At 73.8% G+C, this 25,259-nt stretch carries 25 protein-coding genes and 1 pseudogene; 15 read left to right on the forward strand and 11 right to left on the reverse strand.

Annotated elements, in window-relative coordinates; genetic code table 11:
* The first annotated feature begins 46 nt into the window (after window positions 1-46).
* Both ACFWUZ_RS12165 and ACFWUZ_RS12170 read left to right on the forward strand, forming a co-directional pair.
* Complete coding sequence (locus tag ACFWUZ_RS12165; RefSeq protein WP_384371029.1) at window positions 47-274, forward strand: hypothetical protein; 228 nt, start codon at window positions 47-49, stop codon at window positions 272-274.
* A 158-nt stretch (window positions 275-432) separates the two neighbouring features.
* Entirely contained in the window at window positions 433-1,605 is a 1,173-nt protein-coding gene (locus ACFWUZ_RS12170) for a glycosyltransferase (RefSeq protein ID WP_384371031.1), read from the forward strand.
* Between the two features lie 31 nt (window positions 1,606-1,636).
* Here ACFWUZ_RS12170 and ACFWUZ_RS12175 read toward each other — a convergent pair whose 3' ends face one another.
* Entirely contained in the window at window positions 1,637-2,539 is a 903-nt protein-coding gene (locus ACFWUZ_RS12175) for a slipin family protein (RefSeq protein WP_384371354.1), read from the reverse strand.
* Window positions 2,540-2,804: 265 nt separating this feature from the next.
* Here ACFWUZ_RS12175 and ACFWUZ_RS12180 point away from each other — a divergent pair, with 265 nt between their 5' ends.
* Window positions 2,805-3,125, forward strand: a complete 321-nt coding sequence (locus ACFWUZ_RS12180) for a hypothetical protein (RefSeq protein WP_384371033.1) — start codon at window positions 2,805-2,807, stop codon at window positions 3,123-3,125.
* 281 nt (window positions 3,126-3,406) lie between these two features.
* On the opposite strand, the gene ACFWUZ_RS12185 is transcribed toward ACFWUZ_RS12180, so the two are convergent.
* Window positions 3,407-4,774 carry a pyridoxal phosphate-dependent decarboxylase family protein gene (locus tag ACFWUZ_RS12185; RefSeq protein WP_384371035.1) on the reverse strand — a complete coding sequence of 456 codons (1,368 nt, stop codon included), beginning with the start codon at window positions 4,772-4,774 and terminating at the stop codon, window positions 3,407-3,409.
* 149 nt (window positions 4,775-4,923) lie between these two features.
* On the opposite strand from ACFWUZ_RS12185, the gene ACFWUZ_RS12190 reads away from it, so the two are divergent.
* Both ACFWUZ_RS12190 and ACFWUZ_RS12195 read left to right on the forward strand, forming a co-directional pair.
* Window positions 4,924-5,916: a TerC family protein gene (locus ACFWUZ_RS12190; RefSeq protein WP_384371037.1), complete on the forward strand. Its 993-nt coding sequence runs from the start codon at window positions 4,924-4,926 to the stop codon at window positions 5,914-5,916.
* A gap of 52 nt (window positions 5,917-5,968) precedes the next feature.
* A complete protein-coding gene (locus ACFWUZ_RS12195; RefSeq protein WP_384371039.1) occupies window positions 5,969-6,160 on the forward strand; it encodes a hypothetical protein in 192 nt (63 codons plus the stop codon).
* Between the two features lie 83 nt (window positions 6,161-6,243).
* On the opposite strand, the gene ACFWUZ_RS12200 is transcribed toward ACFWUZ_RS12195, so the two are convergent.
* Entirely contained in the window at window positions 6,244-6,663 is a 420-nt protein-coding gene (locus tag ACFWUZ_RS12200; protein WP_384371041.1) for an MmpS family transport accessory protein, read from the reverse strand.
* A gap of 283 nt (window positions 6,664-6,946) precedes the next feature.
* Here ACFWUZ_RS12200 and ACFWUZ_RS12205 point away from each other — a divergent pair, with 283 nt between their 5' ends.
* From ACFWUZ_RS12205 to ACFWUZ_RS12220, 4 genes and pseudogenes are all read left to right on the forward strand, one after another.
* A complete protein-coding gene (locus ACFWUZ_RS12205; protein ID WP_384371043.1) occupies window positions 6,947-8,164 on the forward strand; it encodes an amidinotransferase in 1,218 nt (405 codons plus the stop codon).
* A gap of 86 nt (window positions 8,165-8,250) precedes the next feature.
* Window positions 8,251-8,805 (forward strand): hypothetical protein, encoded by a 555-nt coding sequence (locus ACFWUZ_RS12210; protein ID WP_384371045.1) that lies wholly within the window; start codon window positions 8,251-8,253, stop codon window positions 8,803-8,805.
* A gap of 744 nt (window positions 8,806-9,549) precedes the next feature.
* A pseudogene (locus ACFWUZ_RS12215) lies at window positions 9,550-9,736 on the forward strand (sugar ABC transporter substrate-binding protein); the annotation flags it as partial.
* A 37-nt stretch (window positions 9,737-9,773) separates the two neighbouring features.
* Entirely contained in the window at window positions 9,774-10,136 is a 363-nt protein-coding gene (locus tag ACFWUZ_RS12220; protein WP_384371047.1) for a hypothetical protein, read from the forward strand.
* Here the strand turns inward: ACFWUZ_RS12220 and ACFWUZ_RS12225 are convergent.
* Window positions 10,121-10,522 (reverse strand): hypothetical protein, encoded by a 402-nt coding sequence (locus ACFWUZ_RS12225; RefSeq protein ID WP_384371049.1) that lies wholly within the window; start codon window positions 10,520-10,522, stop codon window positions 10,121-10,123. The genes ACFWUZ_RS12220 and ACFWUZ_RS12225 overlap by 16 nt on opposite strands.
* Window positions 10,523-11,139: 617 nt before the next feature.
* On the opposite strand from ACFWUZ_RS12225, the gene ACFWUZ_RS12230 reads away from it, so the two are divergent.
* Window positions 11,140-12,048: a DUF5829 family protein gene (locus tag ACFWUZ_RS12230; RefSeq protein WP_384371051.1), complete on the forward strand. Its 909-nt coding sequence runs from the start codon at window positions 11,140-11,142 to the stop codon at window positions 12,046-12,048.
* A gap of 54 nt (window positions 12,049-12,102) precedes the next feature.
* Here ACFWUZ_RS12230 and ACFWUZ_RS12235 read toward each other — a convergent pair whose 3' ends face one another.
* The gene (locus ACFWUZ_RS12235) at window positions 12,103-13,632 is read right to left on the reverse strand and encodes a glutamate synthase subunit beta (protein ID WP_384371053.1); all 1,530 of its coding nucleotides are present in this window, start codon (window positions 13,630-13,632) and stop codon (window positions 12,103-12,105) included.
* A 251-nt stretch (window positions 13,633-13,883) separates the two neighbouring features.
* Here ACFWUZ_RS12235 and ACFWUZ_RS12240 point away from each other — a divergent pair, with 251 nt between their 5' ends.
* The gene (locus ACFWUZ_RS12240) at window positions 13,884-14,420 is read left to right on the forward strand and encodes an AAA family ATPase (RefSeq protein ID WP_384371055.1); all 537 of its coding nucleotides are present in this window, start codon (window positions 13,884-13,886) and stop codon (window positions 14,418-14,420) included.
* A 27-nt stretch (window positions 14,421-14,447) separates the two neighbouring features.
* Here the strand turns inward: ACFWUZ_RS12240 and ACFWUZ_RS12245 are convergent, their stop codons facing one another.
* Both ACFWUZ_RS12245 and ACFWUZ_RS12250 read right to left on the reverse strand, forming a co-directional pair.
* Window positions 14,448-15,641, reverse strand: a complete 1,194-nt coding sequence (locus ACFWUZ_RS12245) for a serine hydrolase domain-containing protein (protein ID WP_384371057.1) — start codon at window positions 15,639-15,641, stop codon at window positions 14,448-14,450.
* A gap of 683 nt (window positions 15,642-16,324) precedes the next feature.
* Window positions 16,325-17,662 (reverse strand): chloride channel protein, encoded by a 1,338-nt coding sequence (locus ACFWUZ_RS12250; protein WP_384371059.1) that lies wholly within the window; start codon window positions 17,660-17,662, stop codon window positions 16,325-16,327.
* Window positions 17,663-17,942: 280 nt separating this feature from the next.
* On the opposite strand from ACFWUZ_RS12250, the gene ACFWUZ_RS12255 reads away from it, so the two are divergent.
* Entirely contained in the window at window positions 17,943-18,068 is a 126-nt protein-coding gene (locus tag ACFWUZ_RS12255) for a hypothetical protein (RefSeq protein ID WP_384371061.1), read from the forward strand.
* Between the two features lie 199 nt (window positions 18,069-18,267).
* Here ACFWUZ_RS12255 and ACFWUZ_RS12260 read toward each other — a convergent pair whose 3' ends face one another.
* A complete protein-coding gene (locus ACFWUZ_RS12260; protein ID WP_384371063.1) occupies window positions 18,268-18,744 on the reverse strand; it encodes a carboxymuconolactone decarboxylase family protein in 477 nt (158 codons plus the stop codon).
* Window positions 18,745-18,974: 230 nt separating this feature from the next.
* On the opposite strand from ACFWUZ_RS12260, the gene ACFWUZ_RS12265 reads away from it, so the two are divergent.
* Complete coding sequence (locus tag ACFWUZ_RS12265) at window positions 18,975-19,406, forward strand: pyridoxamine 5'-phosphate oxidase family protein (RefSeq protein ID WP_384371065.1); 432 nt, start codon at window positions 18,975-18,977, stop codon at window positions 19,404-19,406.
* Between the two features lie 120 nt (window positions 19,407-19,526).
* A complete protein-coding gene (dacB, locus tag ACFWUZ_RS12270; RefSeq protein ID WP_384371066.1) occupies window positions 19,527-21,149 on the forward strand; it encodes a D-alanyl-D-alanine carboxypeptidase/D-alanyl-D-alanine-endopeptidase in 1,623 nt (540 codons plus the stop codon).
* 194 nt (window positions 21,150-21,343) lie between these two features.
* Here the strand turns inward: dacB and ACFWUZ_RS12275 are convergent, their stop codons facing one another.
* Both ACFWUZ_RS12275 and ACFWUZ_RS12280 read right to left on the reverse strand, forming a co-directional pair.
* Complete coding sequence (locus tag ACFWUZ_RS12275) at window positions 21,344-22,315, reverse strand: zinc-binding dehydrogenase (RefSeq protein ID WP_384371068.1); 972 nt, start codon at window positions 22,313-22,315, stop codon at window positions 21,344-21,346.
* Between the two features lie 134 nt (window positions 22,316-22,449).
* Entirely contained in the window at window positions 22,450-23,283 is an 834-nt protein-coding gene (locus tag ACFWUZ_RS12280; RefSeq protein WP_384371070.1) for a class I SAM-dependent methyltransferase, read from the reverse strand.
* A gap of 232 nt (window positions 23,284-23,515) precedes the next feature.
* Here ACFWUZ_RS12280 and ACFWUZ_RS12285 point away from each other — a divergent pair, with 232 nt between their 5' ends.
* The gene (locus ACFWUZ_RS12285; protein ID WP_384371072.1) at window positions 23,516-23,782 is read left to right on the forward strand and encodes a hypothetical protein; all 267 of its coding nucleotides are present in this window, start codon (window positions 23,516-23,518) and stop codon (window positions 23,780-23,782) included.
* Window positions 23,783-24,161: 379 nt separating this feature from the next.
* On the opposite strand, the gene ACFWUZ_RS12290 is transcribed toward ACFWUZ_RS12285, so the two are convergent.
* Window positions 24,162-25,226 (reverse strand): alkene reductase, encoded by a 1,065-nt coding sequence (locus ACFWUZ_RS12290; protein ID WP_384371074.1) that lies wholly within the window; start codon window positions 25,224-25,226, stop codon window positions 24,162-24,164.
* Window positions 25,227-25,259: the final 33 nt, after the last annotated feature.

The following is a 25,259-nucleotide window of genomic DNA, read 5'->3' on the forward strand; positions in this document are numbered from 1 at the left end:
GGTGCGATAGTGGTGCGGAATTGCCGATACGACGAAGGGCTGCGCCATGGATCAGCTTCCCCCTCACCCCGACAGCGAGCGGTACTCCGTGACCCTGTGCCCGCCGGCCGTCACCGTGGTCGCCGAGCTCACGGCGGCGACCGGCGTCAGCAAGTCCGATGTGATCAACCGAGCGGTACTGCTGCTCGGATTCATCGAGAGCGAACGCGCCAAGGGCCACGACCTGATGATCCGTGACACCTCCGGCTCGCTGGAGCGCATCCACATCATCTGAGTGCGGCAGGCGGCGCGGCGCGATCCCGCCCCGACGACGGGGTCGCGCCCGTGCCTCCGGGCACCGGAGGCAACGGAGACCGCCGCGCCCCGCGCCCCGCTGCCCTACAGGCCCGGCCCGGTGCGGAAGCGCGTCGCGCGATCAGTAGGGTTGCCCGGATGAACACTTCTCCGCTCCCGCGTTCCTTCCGGCTCCTCGTCACGGGTGGAGGGACCGGCGGTCACACCTACCCGGCCCTGACCGCGATCCGTACGCTGCAAGCCCGTCTCGCGGCGGCCGGCAGCACGCTCGACGTCCTGTGGATCGGAACGGCCGACGGCCTGGAGGCGCGCGTCGCCCCTGCGGAGGGCATCGCGTTCAGGACGGTCGCCACGGGGAAGATCCGCCGCTCGGCGAACCCCCTGAAGATGCTGTCCGCGGCGAACGTGAAGGACATGGCCCGCGTACCGCTCGGCGTGGCCCAGGCCAGGACCATCGTGTCCGAGTTCCAGCCGGACGTCGTGCTCGCCACGGGCGGGTACGTCGCGGTTCCGGCCGGTCTCGCCGCCCGCCTGTGCCGGCGCCCGCTCGTCCTGCACGAGCAGACCGTCCGACTGGGCCTGGCCAACCGGAAGCTGGCCGGTTCGGCCACCCGGATCGCGGTGTCCTCCGAATCCTCGCTGCCGCTGCTCCCGGCCGAGGTGCGTGACCGTGCCGTCGTCACCGGCAACCCGATCCGTCCCGAAGTCCTCACCGGACACGGGGAGAAGGCGGTGCACGCACTGAACCTCACCGGGTTCGACCGGCGCCTGCCGACGGTCTACGTCACCGGCGGGGCGCAGGGCGCCCAGCAGATCAACGGCGTCGTCCGGGACGTGCTCCCCTGGCTCCTGGGTCACGCGAACGTGATCCACCAGTGCGGCCCGGCGAACGTGGCCGAGCTCCAGGCGGCCGCCGCCGGGCTCGACCCGTACCTGGCCGGCCGGTACCACCTGACGGGATTCGTGGGGGCGGAACTGCCCGACGTCCTGGCACTGGCCGACGTCGTGATCTCGCGGAGCGGGGCGGGCACGCTGGCCGAGCTGACCGCGCTCGGCAAGCCCGCCGTGTTCGTCCCGCTCGCCACCTCGGCAGGGAACGAACAGGCGCACAACGCCCGCCACCTGGCCGACGCCGGAGCGGCGGTGGCCCTGCTCGGCGAGGTCACCCCGTACGCCCTGCAGGAGGCCGTCGGCCCGCTGCTGACGGATCCCGTCCGGCGGACGGCGATGGCGGACCGGGCCCGGGCGTACGGGCGGCCGGACGCGGCGGAGCGGCTGGTGGACGTGCTCCTGGCGGCGGCCGGCAGCTGAACCCGGCCCCTGCCGCGCCGGGTGTACGGGCTCAGGCCGCCGGGGCCTGAGCCCGGCCGGGGGCCCCGGGAGGGCCGGGCTCCCGGGCGCGGGCGTCCCCGGCCCCCGTCAGCGGGGCCACGACGGCGGCCGGCTCGGCCGTCGCCGGCCCGTGCCGCTCGGGCGCGGGCTGCGCCGGGGTCGCGCGCTCCAGGAAGCGCAGCAGTTCCACGGGGAACGGCAGGACGAGGGTGGAGTTCTTCTCGGCGGCGACCGCGACCACCGTCTGCAACAGCCTGAGCTGGAGGGCAGCCGGCTGGTCGGACATCACGGCGGCGGCTTCCGCCAGGGTCCTGGACGCCTGGAGTTCGGCATCGGCGTTGATGATCCTGGCCCGGCGCTCACGGTCGGCCTCCGCCTGCCGGGCCATCGACCGCTTCATCGTCTCCGGGAGGGAGACGTCCTTGATCTCGACGCGGTCGATGGTCACGCCCCATTCGACGGCCGGGCTGTCCATCATCAGTTCGAGACCCTGATTGAGCTTCTCCCGGTTGGAGAGGAGTTCGTCGAGGTCGCTCTTGCCCAGGATCGACCGGAGCGAGGTCTGCGCCATCTGCGAGACGGCGAAGCGGTAGTCCTCGACGCGGATGATCGCGTCGACCGGGTCCACGACCTTGAAGTAGATGACCGCGTCGACGCGGACCGTCACGTTGTCCCGGGTGATGCCGTCCTGCGCGGGCACCGGCAGCGTCACGATCTGCATGTTGACCTTGTGCATCCGGTCGATCCCCGGGATCACCATGGCGAAGCCGGGCCCCCGGACCCCGCCGCTGAGCCGGCCGAAGCGCAGCACGACACCCCGTTCGTACTGCCGGACGACCCTGGCCGCCGCGGCCAGGTACGCCGCGCCCGCGGCGCCCGCCAACGCCAGTGCCGCCAGCAGCTCCTGGACCATGTCGGCCACCTCCTCCGAAACGCACACCCATAGGCTCTATGCCCGATATGCGGTCTTTTGACCACCGGTCGAACCGCGCGTGCGGCCAGGGTCGGCACACCGGGCGGAGTCGGCGCGTCACCTAGGGAAACGGCCCTGGTCAGGCCGCTGCGGCGCCGCTAGCGTGTGGGCCCGAACGGTCCGTCCCCGTACTCCCGGCCCCCCGGCCTCCCCCTGCGCACCACCGCTGCGGCGAGCGCCTGCCGTCCCGGAAGGAACACCCGACATGCAGTGGCACTGGATCGGCCTCTCCGTCTTCTCCCTCACCCTGCTGCCCGCGGGTCTGGCCATGCTGGCCGACCGGGTGCCCCGCCGCTGGCGCGGTCGGCTGGCGCCGGTCCGGCCTCGCGGCGCGGCCGTTCTGCTCTTCTACGCCACCGCACCCGTCAATGCGGTGCCGCGCCTGGCGGGCGCCTCCGCGGAGACGACCCTGACGTGCACGGCGATCGCGGGGGCCCTGGCCGTCGCGGGCGCCCTGGTCCTCGGCTTCGCCACCCACTGGCCGCGGCACCGCCGCCCGGCGCGGGCGGTACGGGAGACCGCCTGACAGCCCCGGCGCCCCACGACGCGGAAAGGCCCCGCCCTCCGTGAGGAGGGCGGGGCCTTGAGCGAGCGCTGGGCAGGCCTTGCACCTGCATCCCCCCGCGGGAAGCGGGGTGTCTTTCCTTGGACCACCAACGCGAGTCCCACAACCGGGAATCACGGCTGCGAGCGCAAGATCAATGTACCGCAGGATTGCGGCCCTCGTGTCATGGGGCAGGGCGCGCCGCCGCCCGATTACCCCGTTCGGCCCCGCCTGCGGGAAGAGCGGCGCAGCCGCGGCCGTCGTCAGGGGGTCACGGAGGCGCGTCGGATCGCGGCGAGTGCGCGGGCCACGTCGTCGTCGGTCGTCGACCAGTTGCTCACCGAGATGCGTACGACGCGCCGGCCGTGCCAGGTCGAGCCGCTGATCCAGGCCGTGCCGTCGTCGAGCAGCCGGGCGAGTACCCGTTCCGTGCGGCCGTCGTCGCCGAACGCCGCGCAGACCTGGGTGAACACCACCTCGTTGAGGACGGTTGCGCCGTCGGTCGCGGCGATGCCGGCGGCGAAGGCGCCGGCATGCCGGCACAGCCGGTCGACGAGGTCGGCCACGCCGGACCGGCCGAGGGACCTGAGCGCGGCCCAGACGGGGAAGGCCCGGCCGCGCCGGGAGAGTTCGGGGACCTTGTCGACGGGGTCGCCGTGCTCGTGCTGGATGAGGTAGTCGCCGCGCAGGCCCATCGCCGCCCTGAGCGCCGGGGGGTCGCGCACGACGGCGAGGCCGCAGTCGTAGGGGACGTTCAGGGTCTTGTGGGCGTCCGTGGCCCAGGAGTCGGCGTCCGCGCAGCCCGCCGTGAGGTGCGCGTACGCGGGAGATGCCGAGGCCCACAGTCCGAAGGCGCCGTCGACGTGCACCCACGCGTCCGCCTCCCGAGCGGTACGGATCGCCTCGGGGAAGGGGTCGAAGGCGCCGGAGTGGATGTCACCGGCCTGGAGGACCACGAGGGTGGGGCCCTGCCCGCCGGCCGCCAGGGCCTGCCGCAGGGCCCCGGGCTCGATGCGCCCCTGGTCGTCCGCCTTCACCGTTTCGGGTGCGCCGAGCCCCAGGTAGCGCAGGGCCAGGTCGATGGCCATGTGGCGGTCCTCGCCGGCGAGGACGCGGACGGCCGGCCCGCCGGCGAGGCCGTCGCGGGCCACGTCCCAGCCTCTGCGCCGCAGCACGGCGTCGCGTCCGGCGGCGAGGCAGGTGAAGTTCGCCATCGTGGCGCCCGTGGTGAAGCCGACGGCGCTGCCGCCCGGGAGACCGAGCAGGTCGAGCAGCCACGCCGCTGCGACCTCCTCGGCCGCGGTGTACGCGGGCGAGACGGCGCGCATCACGCAGTTCTGGTCCCAGGCGCTGACCAGCCAGTCCGCGGCCAGCGCGGCCGGTTCGGTGCCGCCGACCACGAACCCGTAGAAGCGGCCGCTGGGGAACGCGGTGAGCCCGGGCTCGCAGGCGGTGGCCAGCAGGTCGACGACGTCCGCGGGCACACCGGGGTCGTCGGGCAGTCCGGCGCCGAGCGCGCGCACGATCTCGTCGACCGAGGCGCGGGCGGGAACCGGGCGGTCGGACAGGCTCGCCAGCCACCGGACGGCATGGCCGTACGCCTGTCGGAGCGCCGCCTCGCGCGCGTCCATACCTCGGACTATGAGCCGGTCGCCGCGGCCCCGCAAGCCCCCAGGTGCACGCCGGGCCGCTGCCGACGAGCCGGGGCCCGCGGGATACCGCAGACTCCTGTATGAGGACCGGTGCGCCCTTGCGCCGGCCAGGGGTGGAGGTGGACCACGTGCTCGAGGTACCGCTCTGGCTGTGGGGGGCGTTCGCCGCGACCGTGGTGGTGTCGCTGGCGGTGGACCTGCTGGCGCACCGGAGCGCGCACGTCATCGGGTTCAAGGAGGCGGCCGCCTGGAGCGCCGGCTGGGTGAGCCTGGCGCTCATCTTCGGCGGCGTCGTGTTCCTCGTGCTGGGCACGACGGCGGGAACCGAGTACACGACGGCCTGGCTGCTGGAGAAGAGCCTGTCCGTCGACAACCTGTTCGTCTTCGCCGTGATCTTCGCGTACTTCAAGGTGCCCCGCGCCTACCAGCACCGCGTGCTGTTCTACGGTGTGATCGGCGCACTGGTCTTCCGCGGGATCTTCCTCTCCCTCGGCGTGGCGGTGGTCAGCCGCTTCACGGCGGTGCTGTTCGTCTTCGCCGCGATCCTCTTCTACAGCACCTACAAACTCCTCAAGGGCGAGGAGGAGAGCTTCGACCCCGGCAAGAGCATCGCCGTCCGGCTGCTGCGCAAGGTCATCCCCGTCCGGGACGAGTACGCGGGCACGAAGTTCTTCGTCAAGGAAGCCGGCAAGCGCGTGGCCACCCCGCTCCTCGCGGTGGTCGCGGCGATCGAGGCGGCCGACCTGGTCTTCGCCGTGGACAGCGTCCCGGCCGTCCTCGCCGTCAGCGACGACGCCTTCGTCGTCTACACGAGCAACGCCTTCGCGATCCTGGGCCTGCGGGCGCTCTACTTCCTGCTCGCAGGGCTCCTGGACCGGTTCCATCACCTCAGCAAGGGCCTGGCGATCATCCTCGCCTTCATCGGCGTCAAGCTCGTCCTCCAGGCCTGCCACAAGATGATCAGCCCCAGCATCCCGGAGATCCCGACTCCGGTCAGCCTCGCCGTGATCGTCGTGGTCCTGGCCGGCTCGATCGTCCTCAGTCTCACCCGGCCCCCCGTGAGCTCCGGCGAGACGTCCACGGACCGTGAGCGGAGCGCTCCGCCCGAGGACCGTGAGTGACCGTCAGGCCCCGCGACTACCGGACTCGCCAGTAGGGACTTATCGTAAAAAAATGGTCAAGATGGAGCGTGACGCCAAGACGTACACCTGCCCGGCCTGTGAGCGGCCCGTCGAGGCCGCGATCACACGACACAAGACCCTCGGGGTGTTCGTCCCCGTGTGGGGACCGGGCCCCTGCCACAACCGTGACTGCCCCGACTACGTGCCCCGACCGCACCACACGCCCGAATCCCACGCGCAGTAGAAGTCCCCGCGCCCAGCAGGACGCCCCCGGCCTTCGAGCTTCCGGGGGCGGCTGCGGTGACCGGTGCGGGCGGCGGACGGCGGCTAGCCGGCGATCGGCGAGGCGGCGACGCAGCCCCCGGCCGTGACGAGCCCCTGCGCGGACTGCTCGGCGATCGTCTTGCCCTTGTGGATCACCTTGCAGGTGACCTGGGCACCGGTCACGTCCGCGGCGACCGGCACCACCGACGCGGGCATGATGCCGCGCAGGGTGACGGTCTTCGTCCACGGGAGGGCCGGCTTCTCGACCGTCTCCATCTTCGGCTCGATCGCGGTGCCGCCGCCGGCGGCGAACTGGATGGAGTCGACGCCCTGGCCCGTGACCTCGTAGGTGACCTCGTAGGTGTCGTTCACCGCCTTGTCGACCTTGTCGACCGCGTCGGAGGCCGAGCACGCGGTCACCCCGAGGAGGAGGGCAGCGGCGACGGCGGAGGTACGGGCGAGGCGGGACACGGGGAGCGGCATGCTGAACGATTCCTTAACGGCGCAGCGGACGGATGATCCGTACGCAATCGTAAAGATCTCGCAAAGTCAAACCGCCAGGCGCTCGACGGGGACGAATCGTCCGGGGAACGGTCGGCACCCCGGCGCGTCGGCAGCCCGGCCGTGGCCCCGCCGCGCCGTACGCGACCCGGCCGTACGGGCTCCCGGGCGGTGGGTTTGCCGGTGCGCTGAACGGTAAGTCGCCCCATGGGGCCGAGGCCCGACGGCCGCCCCGCGCACGCCCTCACTCCAGGGAGGTCCGGCTGTGGTGATGCAGAGGCCCCAGATTCTGGCAGCGCCGGCAAGCGGCGGCACCCCTGCGCGGGCCGCGGATGCGAAGGCGGAGGCGGGTGCGCGGACACGTGCGACGGGGGCCGCTGACGGCACAGATGCCGCGGAATCCCTCGTCTCCCCGGTCAGTTCGCACAACGAGTGGGATCCGCTGGAAGAGGTCGTCGTAGGGCGGCTCGACGGGGCGACGATCCCCGGCAGCCATCCGGTCGTGGCCTGCAACATCCCGCCCTGGGCAGCGCGGCTGCAGGGACTGAGCGCCGGTTTCGGGTACCCGCGACGGCTGGTCGAGCCGGCCCAGCAGGAGCTCGACGCGTTCATCGCCCTCCTGAAGTCCCTCGGTGTCACGGTCCGGCAGCCGGACGCGGTCGAGCACCGGAAGCGCTTCAGCACCCCGCACTGGTCCTCGCGCGGTTTCGGCAACACCTGCCCGCGCGACAGCCTGCTCGTGATCGGCGACGAGATCATCGAGACGCCCATGGCATGGCCGTGCCGGTACTTCGAGACCCACTCCTACCGCGAGATCCTCAAGGACTATTTCCGGCGCGGCGCACGCTGGACCGCAGCGCCGAAGCCGGAGCTCACCGACGCGCTGTTCGACCCCGACTTCCGCATCCCCGGGGCCGGGGAGCCCATGCGCTACATCCTCACCGAGTTCGAGCCGGTGTTCGATGCCGCGGACTTCGTCCGTGCGGGCCGCGACCTCTTCGTCACGCGGAGCAACGTCACCAACCGGATGGGCATCGACTGGCTGCGCCGCCACCTCGGCCCCGGCTACCGCATCCACGAGATCGAGAGCCGCTGCCGCACGCCGATGCACATCGACACGACGTTCCTCCCGCTCGCGCCCGGCAAGGCACTGGTCAATCCCGAGTACATCGACGTCGACCGCCTGCCCGAGGTACTGAGCTCGTGGGACATCCTGGTCGCCCCCCAGCCCGACCCGATCGACGACCGCCTGCTCAAGATCACCTCGATGTGCGGCAAGTGGCTCAGCATGAACATCTTCATGATCGACGAGAAGCGGGTCATCGCGGAGCGGCACCACACCGGCATGCTGCGCGCGCTCGAAGGATGGGGTTTCGAGCCCGTCCCGTGCGACCTGTTGCACTACGCGCCGTTCGCCGGCTCCTTCCACTGCGCGACGCTCGACGTCCGCCGCCGGGGCCCGCTGCAGTCGTACTTCCCCTGACCGGCGTGACCGGCCGACGCGAGGCCGGCCCGCCCGGCGGCGGGCTGATCCGGTCGCATCGACAAGCCGCCCTCTAGGCTGCCGGGATGGGTGACGATGAGGCCTGCGGCGCCGTTCCCGGTCCTGACGGGCGGATCGGCGCCGCTGCCGCGGGTCGGGATGCGGCGGCCGCCGGCGCCCGGCTGAAGGAGCGGCTGTACGCGACCATCACCATGATCTCCGTGGTGATCGGCCTCGCGGTCTCCGAGCACGCCGACGCCGCCGGGACCGCGGCGACGGTGCTGACCGCCGCCGTCGGACTGTGGCTGGCTTCGCTCGTCGCCGACCAGCAGGCCCACCGCGTGGTCCACGGCCGGCTCGCCACCGGCATGGAGTTGCGCCGCATGCTGTGGGTCAGCAGCCCTTTGCTGCTGTCCGCCGTCGGTCCGCTGATCCTGATCGGCTCCGCCGTCCTCGGCGTGATGGACCTGCGGACCGCCCTGTACGCGGCTGCCGGGGTGAGCGTCGCCGGCCTGTTCGGCTGGGGCTGGTACGGCGGCGTCCGCATGGGCGGCGGGGCGGCCCTCGCCCTGCTGGCCGGAGCCCTCGACGCGGGGATCGGCCTGGCCGTGGCCCTGGTGAAAGCGGCCGCCGGCCACTGACCGGGCTCGGCACCGCAGCCTCCCCGGGCCGGGCGAACCGCGCCGGCGCGCGGCGGCCCGGCGGACGGTGCCTCAGAGTCCCTGGAGGCCGCGGAGCGGGACGCCGTGGTGTCCTCGACGGGCCGTGACAGGTGGAGCGCGGTGCCGCCTTCTCGGTGGTCAGCCCGTACGGGGTCAGCCCGTCGGCGATGTGCGCGTAGGAGCCGGTGCGCAGGACGAACGCGGCGACCCACACCGGCTGCCGGGCGGCGGCGAGGAGCGGCCGGAAGGTCGCGGGTCCGGCCGCGAGGGCGTAGGCGACGGCACGGGCGGCGGGGTCGAGGCCGATGACCCGGACGGCGTCGGGGCGCCGACGGGCCGCGTAGTAGGCGCGGTCCCGTTCGAACAGCTCGGCGGTGCTCAGGTGCGCCGCCTGCGGCGACGTGTAGGGGGCGTCCAGGTCCTCCAGTGTCAGGTCGTGGTTGAGCAGTGCCGCGTTGATCCCGTACGAGCAGCAGAGGTCCAGCGTGGTGAGCGGGTCGGCGGCGCCGTCCGCGCGGGCTGCCGCCATGCGCCGGAACGGGCCCTGGGCGTGCCCGGGCCCGGGGCGGAGCGCTCCTCCCGCCTGCCGGTCCCCGCGCCGTCCCCACCGCTGTTGCCCGTACGCGTCATGGTGCGTGTCCCCTTCCTGTCGCGGGCCTGCTCCGCGGCAAGCAGTACCGCGTGTCCGCAGCCGGGAAGAGGGCCTCGACGGAACCGGCTCCGTTCGCCACCGTCCCCGAACCGCTGTCCCAGCAGGGCCGGCAGGGCATCGACGGGTTCAGCCGCGCCTTCGCCGGCCGGTGGCTGCGTCGCCCCGGTCCACGTCGCCACCGCCGGCAACACCGCGGGCGCCACCTCCCGGGATCCGTCCGGCTGCCGGGAGGCGTACCGGAAGATCTGGGGCAGGTGACGGCTCCGTCGCGCCGCCCCGGCGCTACCCTCCGGGGATGGAGCGCTCAGAGGTCCTCAAGCGAGTCATCGGCATCCTCACCGAAGCCCAGGAGATCCGCCGGGCAGCCGAAGCCGGGGAGGAGGACGACGGCCCCGCGACGGAGGCGGGGGTCGTCACGCAGCTGCTGAACGAGATGCTGCCCTCGATCAGCGTGCCGGCCGAAGCGTCCCCGCAGCAGGTCGCCCGTCTCGTCGCGGAGGCGCTCGGCCCCGCCCTGCACACGATGGTCGCGGGTTTCAGCCTGGCCTTCACGAGTCTCGCCATGGCGCACGACGGCGGCCGGACCGACATCACCTCGATCGAAGTACTGCAGCAGCTCGCACTCGAAGTGGAGGCGGGGACCTACGACGGCGACTGACCACCGGTCCCGTCAGCACGGCGTCCGTCGGGGATGCTGACCCGGTGGTACGCGGCGCGCGCCCCCGTGAGCCGGCCGACCAGGGTTCCGGTGCCCGCGGCCAGGAGGAGGCAGGCGAGGCGGCCCAGGTCGTAGGGGGCCGCCCAGGTCAGTTCGCCCATGGGCGGTGTGGCGAAGCCGTTCAGCAGGAGCCAGCACACCAGGGCCGTGCCCGGAGCCGCGACCAGGTGCGCCCTCATGCTCAGGACGGCCGCGAAGACGCAGAGCGCGACGAGGTCGAGGGCCGGATCGCCCTGGGCGTCCAGGAAGTTGAGCGCGGCCACCAGGACGGAGGACGCGACGCACGCGGCGGCCCAGACCGAGACGGGGGCGGCCGGCCTCGGCACGGGGCGCACTCCGGAACGCAGTCTCCGCCACACCAACATGCCTGCCTCCCGTTCCGTGACCGCCCTGGCCCCTCGCCATGATGCACGATCCGCAGGAGGCCCCCGGCGCGTGCGCGGCACCTGCCGCCCCGGCCGCGGAGCCTCTGCCCGGGGTGTCCGCGACGCGGGTCGACACGGCCCCGTCCGATCTCGGCCACGTCGTCGCCGAGCCCTCCACGAGCGCTGCCGGGCACCCGCCCGGCCGGCATACGACGCCGAGGCCGGCGCCCGCCCCGACCCGGTCCGTACCCTGCGCGCACCGGGACCGGACCTGGACACGGTGCGCCGGGTCCCGGCGGAGCAGGTGACGGTGCGCGACGTGGACCCGGGCCCGCCTCCGGGCCGGCCGTGGAAGCGGAGATCCGCAACACTGCAGGTGCGGCGGACGGTGGTGCAGCGGGTCGCCCGACACGGCGGTACCACCGAGAAGATGGGACGTGTGCACGGGCCGGCCCGTGTCCGCGGACGGAGGACGGCAGAGGACTGCGGCCCGTCCGGAACTCTTCGAACAGCCGACGAATCCGAGGCCTGCGGCCTACGATCGCCCCATGTCGTTCCGCCGTGCCTTACACGTCCTCATGGTCTTCGCCGTCGCACTGACCGGGCTGGTCGGTGGTGCCACGAGCACCGCGTGGGCCGGCGAGGAGAACTCGCCGACCGGCCAGCAGCTGCTCTTCTACAACCACGCGTACGGGGTGCTCGACCGCGAGACCGCCGATGCCGTCGAGCGCTCCGCCTATCTGCGGGAGTTCGCCAACTTCCAGGTCCGCACCACGACCGGATCGGGCGGGGAGACCTGGACCGGCCGGTACCTGATGGGACGCGAGACCTACCTCGAACTGTTCGGCGTCGGCGACCTCCCCGGCGGCGAGGGGACGCTCGGTGCCGGAGGGCTGGGGGTCTCGGCCGAACGCGCGGGCGACCTCGCCACGGTGACCCGGCGGCTGCGCGACCAGGGAGTCCCCGAGCCCGTCGCCTTCCGCCAGACGCGCGACTTCGGCGACGGCGTCCCGGTGCCGTGGTTCGACGCCGTCCTCACCACCACCGAGTACGACGCCTTCGCGGCGTGGGGCATGGAGTACCTGCCGGAGTACTTCGCCGACCCGCGCTCCACCACCGAGCCGCCCGGCCACCCCGGTGACGTCGGCCGCGAGCGCTACCTGTCCGACGACTACCGCGACCGCCTGATGCGGGACGTGACCTCGATCCGCCTCGCGCTGACCGCGGGCGACCTCGCCGACACGGTGCCGCTGCTCCGCGCGGGCGGGTTCACCGTCCGGAAGGTCCCGGGCGGGGGCGTCGTCGCACAGGGCGGTGGCACCACCATCCGCCTGGACTCCGTCGCACGCGAGGAGGCCGGGCTGCGTCAGGTCGAGATGTCCCTCAACCGTCCCGTGGCGTACCGCCACGAGGAACGCATCGGGAACTCGACCCTCACCGTGGGCCCGGGCACGCGCGCCGTATGGACGTTCGGTACGGCCCGGTGACGCCGCGGCGTCACCGCACGGCCCGGGCGGCCTGCAAGTGCGCGGACTGGGCGTCTACCGGTCCCCGTACCGCAGGCGGCCCAGGGCCGTCATCGGCTGGTCGTGGGCGGCGACGGGGGCCGGGAGGCAGGTGGAACCGGTGAGGTGGCGGTCCACGGCGGCGGCCGCGGCCCGGCCCTCGGCGATGGCCCACACCACCAGGGACTGACCCCGGCCCGCGTCGCCCGCGACGAACACTCCCGGCGCCCCTGCGCCGCGGGCCGCGAAGGTGGCGTCGCGGGCGAGGTTGCCGCGGTCGTCCAGCTCCAGCCCCAGCCGCTCGCGCAGGCCGCCCGCCCGCTCGGGCCCCGAGAAGCCGAGGGCCAGCACGACCAGGCCGGCCGGCAGCACCCGCTCGGTGCCGGCCAGCGGGTCACGGCCCACCGGCTCGACGGCGGTCAGGTGCAGGGCCCGTACCCGGCCCGAGGCGTCCCCCTCGAAGTGCAGGGTGGCGCAGGAGAACAGCCGGGGGTCGCGTCCTTCGCGCCCCCTGGCCTCCTCGTGGGCGTGCGAGATCCGGTAGACCTTCGGGTACACCGGCCAGGGCTCTCCGTCGGTGCGGCCCGCGCCGGGCTCCGGGTTGATGTCGAGCTGGACCACGGACAGCGCACCCTGCCGCAAGGCCGTGCCGAGGCAGTCCGAGCCGGTGTCCCCGCCGCCCACGATGACCACGTGCCGGCCCTCGGCGGTGACGGGCGGCACGGGGTAGTCGCCCTCCCTCACCCGGTTGGCACAGGTCAGGTAGTCCATGGCCTGGTGGATGCCGTGCAGCGAGCGGCCCGGGACGGGCAGTTCCCGGCGTTCGCCGGCCCCGATCGCGACGACCACGGCATCGCACCGGCTGCGCAGCTCGGCCGCGTCGGTACCGGCTTCGCCGTCCCCGCGCGCGCCGCCCACGGCCGCGCCCGTGACGAAGACCGTGCCCTCCGCGCGCATCTGCTCGATCCGGCGGTCCAGGTGCACCTTCTCCATCTTGAACTCGGGGATGCCGTAGCGCAGCAGACCGCCGATGCGGTCGGCGCGCTCGTACACGACCACGGTGTGGCCGGCCCGGGTCAGCTGCTGCGCCGCGGCCAGACCGGCCGGTCCCGACCCTATGACGGCCACCGTCCTGCCGCTGTGACGCTCCGGGGGCCGCGGGGTCATGTAGCCGCGCCGCAGGCCCTCGTCCGCGATGGTCTGCTCGACGTTCTTGATGGTCACCGGATCCGCGTTGATCGTGAGGACGCAGGCGTCCTCACAGGGGGCGGGGCAGAGCCGGCCGGTGACCTCCGGGAAGTTGTTGGTGGCGTGCAGCCGCTCGTAGGCGGCGTGCCAGTCCTCGCGCGCGGCGTACGCGTTCCACTCCGGTACGAGGTTGCCCAGGGGGCAGCCGGTGTGGCAGAAGGGGATGCCGCAGTCCATGCAGCGGGCTGCCTGGCGGGAGACGAGCGGCAGCAGCGCCCGGCCCGCGTGGACCTCGCGCCAGTCGCCGAGCCGTTCCTCGACGGGGCGGGACGGAACGGGCTCGCGGGGGATCCTGAGGAAACCGAACGGATCGGTCACGCGCCACCTCCCTGGAGGGTGTGCGCCGACGGGTCGAGCGGGCGTGCACGTCGCCCCGCGCGGTCCCTCGCGGTCCCTTGCGGGGGTCGCGCGGTCCCTCGTGGCCTCTCGTGCACGCGTGGTGAGGCGGTTCGACCAGATTACGCCGTCTCCGCCGTCGAACCCCTCCGCGACGGGAACCCGGTGACGGGCCGGCTACCGAAGGTGGCGACGGGGCCGGGGCACAGGCCCCGCCGGATAGCGTGGAGCGCATGACGGTAGGCACTCCGGACACCCGGCTCGTGGTCCTGCGCGGGAACAGCGCTTCGGGCAAGTCGTCGGTCGCGGCCGGCCTCCGCGAGCGGTTCGGCCGGGGCCTGGCCCTGGTCGGTCAGGACCACCTGCGCCGCGTCGTGCTGCGCGAACACGACCGGCCCGACGGCGCGAACATCGGCCTGATCGACACCGTCGCCCGCTACGCCCTCGACGCCGGCTACCACGTCGTCGTCGAGGGGATCCTCTACGCCGACCACTACGGCGCCATGCTCGCGCGGCTGCGCTCCGACCACCGCGGGCCGACGCACGGGTACTACCTGGACGTGCCGATCGAGGAGACCCTCGCCCGGCACGCGACGAAGCCGATCGCGGACGAGGTCTCCGAGACCGAGCTCCGCTCCTGGTACCGGCCCCTCGACCTGCTGCCCGGCGGCGTCGAGACGGTCGTCGGCGCCGCCGGTTCCCTCGACGACACCGTCGCGCGCATCCTGCGCGACACCGGCCTGGCCGGGCTGCCCGCGCGCGAGCACTGACGGCACGTACGGCCGGCCGGCCGCGGGTCATCTGCGCAGCAGGGCGCAGACGAAGTCCTCCTGGACCTCCCGGACCCGGGCGAGGAGGCCGGGATCGTTGTCGAGGGAGGTCTGCGTGGTGATCGAGAAGGTCAGCGAACGCCGGCCGTCCTCCGTGGCCGCCGCGAGCTGGGTGTAGCCGGGTGTGTTGCTGGTGTGGCCGTACACGGCTCCGCAGCGGGTGGTGTAGCGGTAGAGGGCCAGGCCCGCATCCGTGCGCCCCGGCCCCGGGGGCTGGGACCGTGCGCCGGGGATGAACCTGAACTGCTGGTCGCGGGTGCGGTCGGAGAGGAGCGCGCCGCCCGCGTAGCCGCGGATGAAGGCGGTCAGGTCCTTCGGCGTCGAGACGATTCCCCCGGCCGCCCAGGCTCCCGAGGCGCTGATGGCCTCGCTGACGTCGACGGGGCCCTCCAGCGGGTCGATCTGGTAGCCGTGGAGGTACGGGGTGGGCAGCCGGTACCCCTGCGGCAGGCTCGTCGCCTCCAGACCGAGCGGTTCGTGGACGAGCTCGCGCAGCAGTGCCTCGTACCGGCGTCCGGTGGCGGCCTCGGCCATCAGGGCGACGGCGATGTTGTCGGAGTTGGAGTACTGGTAGCGCCTGCCCGGCCGGAACTCGAGGTCTTCGTCGGCGACGAACTCCAGCAGGCGCCGGGGGTCGAAACGGTGGCGGGGGTCCTCGGAGACGATGTCGACGAAGCCCGGGGATGCCGAGTAGTCGGGGAGCCCGCTGGTGTGGTTCAGCAGTTGACGCAGCGTCACCCGGTGCCATGCGGCCGGCTGGCGGGGCAGCACCTCGCCGATCGTGTCGTCCAGGTGCAGCCGTCCGCGGTCGACGAGGCGCAGGGCCACCGCTCCGCTGAAGGCCTTGGCGACACTGGCGATCCGCATGTGGTCGGTCGCCTCCGGCGGCCGGCCGCTCTCCACGTCGGCCACGCCGGCCCGGTAGATCTCCGTACGGTCGCCGTCGCGCAGGACGGCAATGACCCCGGGGGGACCGCCGGGGGTCGCCACCAGTTCCCGCAGTTCCTGCCGGAGGACGGCCCTGGGCGGCGGGCCGTCGCCGTCTCCGGCTTGGGCGGGCTGCACCGCTGCGGCGAGCAGGGCGCCGCACACGGCGGTGGCGGCGGCCAGGCGCAGGGGCGGCCGGAGCCGGCGGGTGTGGCCGTACGGGCGTGGGGACACGGAGGTACCTCCCGGGAAGACGGAACGCGCGGCCCACCCTGGCAGGAGCGGGGCGGGCGGTAGCGGCGACACGGCCGCGCGGCGGCCGACGTGGCCCGTCCAGCCCTGCCGGACGCCGCCCCCTGGAGACCCTGTTGGAGCCGGCCGCGGACGGCGTTCGCCTCCTCGGTGAAGCCGGGTCGTGCATGGCGCGTGCCGAGAGGGAGGCGTCGCGGACCCCGGTGGAGCGGCGGTCCCAGTTCCGGTCGCCGCCCCCTTCTCGCGCCGCCCCCTCCTCGGGCAGCCCCGTGGTGGCGGCGTCGACGGGTGCACCGGTCGGCGCGTGCGTGAGGAGCTTGAGGGTGTTGCTGGTACGCGCCCTGACGCCCGGGCCGTCGAAGCCGCGCGGTCGCCCCGGCCGGGACCGGGCCGTGCGGCGCCCTGCCGTAGTCGAAGCGGGGCCGGCACTCCAGCGCGAAGGGGACGGTCCCGCGCGCACGACCCGTACCACCTGGTGCCGGTCGGTCGGGGTGGGCTCCTCCTCCACGGGCATGAAGTCGACGACCTCGCCGACGCCCTGGGAGGTGAGGAAACGGGTGATCAGTGCGGCGGTGCCGGCCAGGTAGGGCCGGACGGTGAAGACCTCCGGCGGCCGGCGCGCCCGTCGTGAGCGGCGGCACAGGGCGGGCGGTCGGCGAGGCGGCTCAGACGGCCTGCTCCCGCGCGCCGGGCAGCAGTTCGGTCACGGCGAAGGCGACCACGGCCGCCAGGATCACCACGGGCATCATGGCGGAGCTGCCGAGGAGCAGGGTCACGAGGACCACGCTGCTCACCGGCAGCCGCAGCGTCGTGGCCGTTGCCGCGGCCATGCCCGCCGCCAGTGCGGGGACGATGCCCAGCCCCGGCAGGGGCGCGAGCAGGACGCCCGCTGCCGCGCCGAGGAAGAGCGCGGGGAACACCGGTCCGCCGCGCAGGCTGCCGAGGCAGAGCGTGTACGCGGCGCCCTTGAACAGCAGGACGGCGATCAGCGCGCCGACCCCCCAGCTGTGCGGCTCCGCGGCCAGTGCGGCCAGTGCGGACTGTCCCGAAGAGGCGACCTCGACGGGGGTGCGGCCGGTGGTCAGCGCGTAGAGGGCGGCGCAGGCCGCGGCGCCGAGGGCGCACTGCACGGTGCGGGCCAGCGGCCTGCCGTGGACGTACGAGGCCACGGACCGGGCCGCGGCCAGCACGGGGTGCAGGGCGACCGCGAGGGCCACGGCGAGGACCAGGCCCCAGAGGACGTCCCAGGCGTCCAGGCGGGGGAAGGGCGCGGACAGGTCCAGGGAGAGGTTGCCGGTCGGCAGGCCGGTCCAGCGTCCGAGGCCGGTGAACACCAGCGAGCCGATGCCGCTGGACAGCAGGGCGGGCAGCATGACGGCGAACAGCTGGGGCCCGCCCACGCCCGCCACCTCGATCAGCAGCACCGCGGCGATCAGCGGGTTGCCGAAGATGGCGGCGATGGCGGCCGCCGCCCCCGCCGCGCCGAGGAGGGCGGTGCCCTGCGCGGTCGCAGGCGCCTGCGCCAGGTCCCGGAACAGCAGGGCCAGGCCGCCGCCCAGCGCGATCAGCGGAGCCTCCGGACCCAGCACCGCGCCGAAGGGCAGGGCGGCCAGACCGGCGATGACCACCCCGGGCAGGGCGGCCGAGGACGCGCCGCCGGTATGGAGTCCGGCGGCGGGGACGTGCCCGCCCGCCCCGGGCAGGTGGGCGACGACCAGCCCCACGACGGTTCCGGCGACGAGCAGCAGCGGCAGCGGCCACCACCAGGGCGGTGCGTCCCAGCCCAGGACCGCCGGGAGGTCCGCCCACAGGACGTGCTCCAGTTCGTGCAGCACGACGAGGAACCAGAAGGCGGCGAGGGAGATCGGGATGCCGATCAGCCCGCAGAAGACGAGCACCTTGAGGTAGGCGGGGCTGCGGAGCAGGTGTTGCAGGACCTCCGCTTCCTGTGGCTGTGTCCCGGTGACGGGCGGGGAATCGGATCGAGGGCGCGGCTCCGTCATGGGCACCTCCCCTTTCCCCTCGATGGTGCCCCCGAGCGGCCTTCCCCGCCGCTCCGCGCTGGTTTGACGGGAGACGGGCCCGACCAAGATCGGAGTATGGCTGACGCGAGCACACCCGTATCCGGGACCCGGCGGCAACACGACCCGTACCGCGGGGTGGATCTCCTGCCGGACGGCGCGGCACGGCGGCCCGATACCGCCGGAACGGCCGGTCACGGCGGGGCACCGCACGGTCCCCCGGGGCTGCTGCCGGGGGTTCGGGGCCACGGCTGAGGCGATCGTGCGGGCCGTCTCTGCCGGTGACGACGACCGCATCCGCCACCTGCTGGCCGGTTTCGCCGCCATCGCCGATCTTGACGCCCTCCTCCACCTGCGCAGCCGCCTGTACGCGGCCCGCCGCGGGTGAGGGCGGCGGCGCAGGGGCCGGGCGGGTACGCCGATGTGGTGTTCCCGCCGCATGTCGCCTTCGCGCGCGCCGCGCCGGGCGGTGGGGGGGCCTCCCCTCGCGCCCGCTGCCGCTGCCGCCGTCGCCCTCCCTCCGGGTCCCCGGATCGGCCGGCTCATGAGCCGGCCCTTTGCCCCCTGCGCCTCTGGTCCCCCGCGGGCTACCTGGCGTGCTGGCCCGGCTGGTAGTCGCCCGCCGGCTGCTGGACGATGACGTTCAGCCGGTTGTAGGTGTTGATGAGGCCGATGAGGCACACCAGCGCGAGCAACTGATCCTCGTCGTAGTACTTGGCCGCGTTCGCCCAGGCTTCGTCCGTGACGCCGCCGGCCGCATCGGCGATGCGCGTGCCCTGTTCCGTCAGCTCCAGGGCCGCCCGTTCGGCGTCCGTGAAGACCTTGGCGTCGCGCCAGACCGCGACCAGGTGGAGGCGAACCGAGGTCTCGCCGGCGTGCGCGGCGTCCTTGGTGTGCATGTCGGTGCAGAAGCCGCAGCCGTTGATCTGGCTGGCCCTGATGTTCACCAGCTCCTGCGTCGAGACCGGGAGCCCCGAGTCCGTGATGACCTTGCCCGCCGCGTTGAGGTGCTTCGCGAACTTGGGAGCGAGAGGGCTGGCGAAGAAGTTGAGGCGGGCATCCATGGTGATCTCCTTGCGGTGTCGAACCGTTTCACACACAGGACGGGACAGCCCGCCGGAATGTGACACGCGGACGAGCCGTCCCTCTGTGACCTGCGTCGCTCCCGGCCCGTCCGAGGCGTCCGTCAGGGCCGCGGCCCGGTCCTCCGGACCCGGACGGGTGAGTCGGGGAATCGGCAGGGGGCGGGGCCTGGTTGTAGGGGCACAGACCTCTTCTGCCGAAGGAGCGAACAGTGGCCCTGTCCCCTGACGAACGCGAGCAGTTCCTGGCCGAGCCCCACATCGCCGCGCTGGCCGTGAGTGCGGGCGAGAAGGGCGACCGCGCACCGCTGACGGTGCCCATCTGGTACCAGTACGCGCCCGGCGGCGATGTGTGGATCATGACGGTCCGTGATTCGCGCAAAGCCGCGCTGATCGCTGCCGCGGGCCGGTTCAGTCTGATGGTGGACCGGGTGGAGCCGACGATCCGGTACGTGTCGGTGGAGGGCCCGGTGGTCTCGACCGTGCCGGCCACGCGGGAGCTGCTCACGGAGATCGCGGCGCGCTACCTGCCCGCGGACAAGGTGGAGGGGTACGTCGACTTCGCCTGGAAGAACCACGGCGAACAGGTCGTGATCCACCTGCGGCCGGAACGGTGGCTGAGCTCGGACCTCGGTCAGGTCTGAGTCCGGGCGCGGGGGCGCGGGCGGCGGGTGCGGGCGGCCGGTGACATGCACGCCGCATCCCGGCGTGCCACGCTGTTCACAGGCTCGGGGACCAGGCAGCCGCGACGAACGGAGCGCGCTGTGACCCGTCCGATCCGCGCCGCCGCAGGGCCGCGGCGCAGCGTCGCCGCCGTCTGCGCCGCCCTGCTCTTCGTGACGCTGGCCTCGGGTACCGCGGCGGGCGCGGACCCCACGCCGTCTGCGTCCGCGGACGCGGAGCAGGCCCCGCTGGATCCGCGCATCTCGGAGATCATGCGGAAGCCGGACTACCGGTATGCGCAGTGGGGGCTGCTGCAGACCGGGCCGGACGACGGCCGGGTGGTGCACGGCCTGTTCCCCGATCAGTTCTTCATCCCCGGGTCCACCGCGAAACTGATCAGTGTCTCGGGCCCGTGGCAGACCCTCGGCACGGACCACCGCTTCGTCACCCCGGTCTACGCGGTCGGCGAGCGCAACGGCGGCACGCTGACCGGCGACCTCGACCTCGTCGCCCAGGGCGACCTCACCATGGGCGGCCGGACCCGTCCCGACGGCACCGTCGCGTACACGGATCTCGACCACACCTACGCCAACGACTTCCCCGGCGCGACCCTCACGCCGGAGAACCCCCTCGCCGGGATCGACCACCTCGCCCGGCAGGTGCGGGAGTCCGGCATCACCCGTCTCGACGGCGACGTGATCGTCGACAGCCGGATCTTCCTGCCCGACCCGGTCCTCGACCCCACCCCGACCCCTCTGATCATCAACGACAACCTGATCGACCTGACGACCGCCCCCGGGGCCCGGGCCGGCGCGGACGCCCGGCTGGACTGGCGGCCGAAGGTGGCTCCGTACGAGGTCAGTTCGACGGTGAAGACCGTGGCGGCCGGAAGGCCGACGGCGGTCACGGTGACGGCCACCGAGGGCGGGACCCGGATCCGGCTGTCCGGGACCATCGCGGCGGACGCCGAGCCGCTGCTGCGCACCTCCCCGATCGCCGACCCGGCCGCGTTCGGCCGTGCGGCCCTGATCGAGGCCCTGCGCCGGGCCGGGGTCCAGGTCACCGCCGATCCGGCGGGCCCCAACCCGGCCGCCCGGCTGCCGCGCGACTACGCGGGCCGGCCCCGGGTGGCCGCGTACACCTCCCCGCCCTACGCGCAGTACGCCGAACTGATCCTGAAGGTCAGCCACAACCTGGGCGCCAACCTCGGCATCTGTCTGCTGGCGGTCACGGCCGGCAGCAAACAGTGCGAGGACGGCTTCCCCGTCCTCGCCGACTTCCTGGACCGGGCAGGTGTCGACCGCGAGCAGGTGCAGCTCATGGACGGCCGTGGAGGCAACCCGGCCGACCGGGTCACGCCCCGGGCCCTGGTGCAGATGCTGGCGTACTGGCAGCGCACCCCTGACGCGCGGCTCTTCCGGGAGGCCCTGCCCGTCCTCGGGGTCGACGGGCTGCTGGCCGAGAACTGCCGCGACTGCCCGGCACGCGGGAAGGTGTTCGGCAAGACCGGCGCGGCCGTGGGGGGCGACGCCCTCAACGACCGCCTGGCCGTCGGCGCCATCACGATCGCCGGGTACCTGGACAAGGGCGGCGGCCGCTTCGACACCTTCTTCGCGGGCGTCAACGGCGCGTCCACGCCGACCGCCGATCCCGCCGGGGTGCTGACCATCGCCGACGACCTGGCCATGATCGCCGCCTACCTCCAGGAGTCGCCGCCGCGCTGACCCGCGGACGCCCCGCCGGCACCACTGCCGGCGCTCCGGCAGGCTCTGCGGGCCGCTCCTGCGGGCCCTGGCCGGCCGTCCGCCGAGCCGGGTCCGGAGGCTGTGGGGCCGGGCGGGCTCTCGCCCTCCCCGGCGCGCCCGTCCCGGGCTGCCCTGCCGGGGCGGTGCGCGGCGGCAGCTCCTCACCCGGCGCATCACACGGTGATCACCGTCTTGCCCAGGAGTTCCCGGGACTCGATCGCCTCGTGGGCCGCTGCCGCGCGCTCCAGGGGGAAGGTCGCCCCGATCACCGGGCGCAGCGTGCCCTCGGCCGCCGCCCGCAGGGTGTGTGCCGCGAGTGCGGCGTGCTCGGAGTCCGTCAGCTGGACGTCGGCGATGCCGAGCAGGCGGATACCGCGGGCCGCCGCCTCCGCCGGGTCCACCGGGGCGAAGCCACCGGTGGGGGCCCCGTGGGCGGAGAACCGGCCGCCGGTCGCCACCAGGGAGAACGCGGCCAGGCCGACTTCGCCCCCCACCCCGTCCAGCACGACGTCCGCGCCCGTCCCGCCGAGCGCCTCCCGGGCCCGTTCCACCCAGTCGGGGCGGGCCGCGTCGACGACGGCGTCCGCACCCAGCTCCCGGACCAGGCCGGTCTTGCGGTCGCCGCGGGCCACCCCGACGACCCGGGCGCCGGCCGCTCTGGCCAACTGGACCATGACGGTGCCCATGCCGCCCGAGGCGCCCACGACCAGCACCTGTTCACCGGGCCGGACGGCCGTGGCCTCCAGCAGCCTGGCGGCCGTCGCCCCGTCGTGGACCAGGGCGGCCGCGTCGGTGAAGGACACCTCGTCCGGTACGGCGGCCAGCGCCCCGGCCGGGGCCAGGGCCAGTTCCGCGTAGCCGCCCGTGATGCCGATGGAGGCGACGATCCTGCGGCCGTTCCACGCCGGGTCCACGCCCTCGCCGGTCGCGCGGACCGTGCCGGCGATGCCGCCGCCCGGTACGTAGGGCGGGGTGACCGGGAAGTACTCGCGTCCCCAGCCGCCGCGCACCTGGGTCTCCACGAAGATCGTGTCCACGGCGGCGACGGTGACCAGCACCTGGCCCGGGCCCGCCGTCGGCTCGGGCAACTCGGTCGGGACCAGTACGTCCGGACCGCCGAACTCGATCGCCTGTGTCGCACGCATGGCACTCACCCCTCCACCCGGGCGCCGGACCCTCCGGCGCCCGCACCTGGAGTCTCGGACGTCAAGCGCGGTCGAGGTCAAGCGATCACACGGCACCGGCCGGACGGGACCGGTCGCGCCGGGCCGACGAGGGGTCAGGGCCTGGTGGCGGTGACCAGGTAGTAGTCCAGGACCTGCTGCTGCCAGGCGGCCAGGAAGTTCCGGGGCCAGGTGCCCGGTTCCCAGAGACGGGCGAGCCAGCGGTCCCAGCCGGGCCAGACCTGCGGGCCGATCGAGGCCGTCCGTACGTCGACGAGGCCCGCTGCGGCCAGGGCATCGGTGAGCCGTGCGACGGGCCGGGCGATGTCCAGGCCGCTGGCGAACGAGTCGAGCAGCCCCGCGAGCCGCTCGGCGTGGGCGGGAGCGCCGTCCACGGTGAAGAAGCTGGCGACGGCCACCCGCCCGCCGGGCCGCAGGACCCTGGCCGCCTCCCGGGCGAAGGCGGCCAGGTCCGGGAAGTGCTGGGCCGCCTCGACGCTGTAGAGGCAGTCGAACTCCGCGTCGCCGAGCGGCAGGCTCTCCGCGGCTCCCAGGACGAAGCGCAGCCGGTCCGGCTGCGCCGCCAGGAGCCGCCCGTTCGCCTCGCGGGCCCGCTGGAGCTGCTGGGGGTGGATGTCCACCCCGGTGACGCCCGTCGGCCCGTACTCCTCCAGGGCGAGCGCGCACCCGAGGCCGAGACCGCAGCCGATCTCCACGGCCCGGCCGCCCGCGGGGGCGGCGGCGTCGAGGACCCGCCGGTAGAGGTCCTGCTCGCTGCGGACGCGGTCGCCCTGCGACAGGGGCCGGTCGAGGTCGACGGACTGCCAGTACCCGAAGTTGATGAACCCTCCGGCGAACACGGGCACGGCGCTGAGATCGGCCGGCCCGTACGTCTCCCACACCGCGGGCCGCACGACCGGAGCGGACTGCTCCGCAGGCTCACCCGTCAACGCCCCACCGCCTTCCGTCCGTACGGGGCCGCGTTCGGCCCCGACGTCATCAGTGTGGCGCCTGAAGGAGCGTCACGACAGACCGCCCGGCCGGGCGCGCCCGGCGGGCGAGGTGCGGGACGTACGCGAGAACGGCCCCGGTCCCTTCATCCGCAACCGCCGCGCGAGGAGAATCCCCTTCGGCGGAACACGCGCCGGACGGCGCGGTGCGATCGGGATGAGGCGAACCGGAATGGACCCCTGGGAACACGACGAGCCGATGGCCGTACGGCGGGCGGCCGACGGCCGGCTCTACTTCGCCGCCACCGACGTGACCGGCATGCTCCGCGACATCGCGCGGGCCATCGCCGTCCACGCGCGGGACGGGGACCTCACCTGGACCGGCGACGGCCGGGGCCCGGTGTCCCTGGACGCGTCCACCATGCTCACCGTCGCGCGCATCCTCACGACGCAGGCGGACCGGATGGACGTCCAGCTGATCACCATCGCCGGAGAGTGACCCGCCTCCTGAGAGGAGCTGACACCATGTCTGGACTCGCCTGTAGGTGATCACACGAAGCCGTGGATCCACGCGTTCGTCCGCTCGTCCACCTACGACGCCCAGCTCGCCGCAGGCGCCGTGCAGCCGATGCCGGCGGACGTCGCGATCAACGGCGTACCCGCCTCCGCTTCGGCCACGGGCACGGCCGAGCAGCTGATCGCCTGGGAGCCCGAGGAGTAGCCGGTCGATACCGCCGGCGGACGGCCTTGATGACGTCCGCCTCGGTGAACATCACGAACAGCTCCGCGCCCGCGGCGGACGGCCGGTACGGCCTCGTACAGCTCGGGCCCGAGCGCCTCCCACAGCACTGCTGACCCAGCCAGGAAGGGGATATGGCTCAGAGGGCCGGGTAGTCCGTGTAGCCGCGGGCGTCGCCCCCGAAAAAGGTGGCCGGGTCCGGGGTGTTGTACGGGCCCTCGGTGCGCAGGCGCGCCGGCAGGTCCGGGTTGGCCAGGAAGAGGGCGCCGAAGGCGAGGAGGTCGGCGGTGCCGTCCTCGATCAGCGTGAGGGCGCGGTGGTCGGTGGAGCCTTCGGTCGCGGGGTTCAGCACGAGCATCCCGGAAAACTGCTTGCGCAGGGCGAGGGTGGCCTCCCGGGCCCCGGGGCCGTGCTCCATGACGTGGAGGTAGGCCAGGCCGAGGCCGTCGATCTCCTTGACCAGGGCCTCGTAGGCGGGCTGCGGGTCGGGCTCGGAGATGTCGTTGTACGGGTTCCCGGGCGAGACGCGCAGCGCCGTGCGCCCGGCGCCGATCGCGGCGGCCACCGCCTTCACGGCTTCCACGGCGAAGCGGATCCGGTTCTCCGCCGGGCCGCCCCACTCGTCGGTGCGCAGGTTCGTGCCGGGGGCCAGGAACTGGTGGATCAGGTAGCCGTTGGCGCCGTGCAGCTCCACTCCGTCGAATCCGGCCTCCACCGCGTTGCGGGCGGCCTCCGCGTAGTCGGCGACGGTGTCCCACACCTCGTCCCCGGTCAGTTCGCGGGGGGTCACGAAGTCCTTCATGCCGTCGCCGGTGAAGAGCTGCCCCTGCGCGGCGACCGCGGACGGGGCCACCGGGACGAGGCCGTCGGGCAGCAGCGTCGGGTGGCCGATCCGGCCGGAGTGCATGAGCTGGGCGAAGATCCGGCCGCCGGCCGCGTGCACGGCGTCGGTGACCTCGCGCCAGGAGGCGACCTGCTCGGCGGTGTGCAGGCCGGGGGTGAAGGGGTAGCCCTGCCCGACCACGGAGGGCTGGATCCCCTCGGTGATGATCAGGCCGGCGCCGGCGCGCTGGGTGTAGTACTCGGCGACGAGGCCGGTCGCGACACCGCCCTCCCCTGCGCGGCTGCGGGTCATCGGAGCCATGGCGATCCGGTTGGAGAGGGTGGCTCCGGCCAGGTGAACGGGTTCGAAAGCGCTGGTCATCTTTGCCCCACATAGATAGTTGGTCGGCCAATG

The organism is Streptomyces sp. NPDC058646, assembly GCF_042716875.1.
GTDB lineage: Bacteria > Actinomycetota > Actinomycetes > Streptomycetales > Streptomycetaceae > Streptomyces.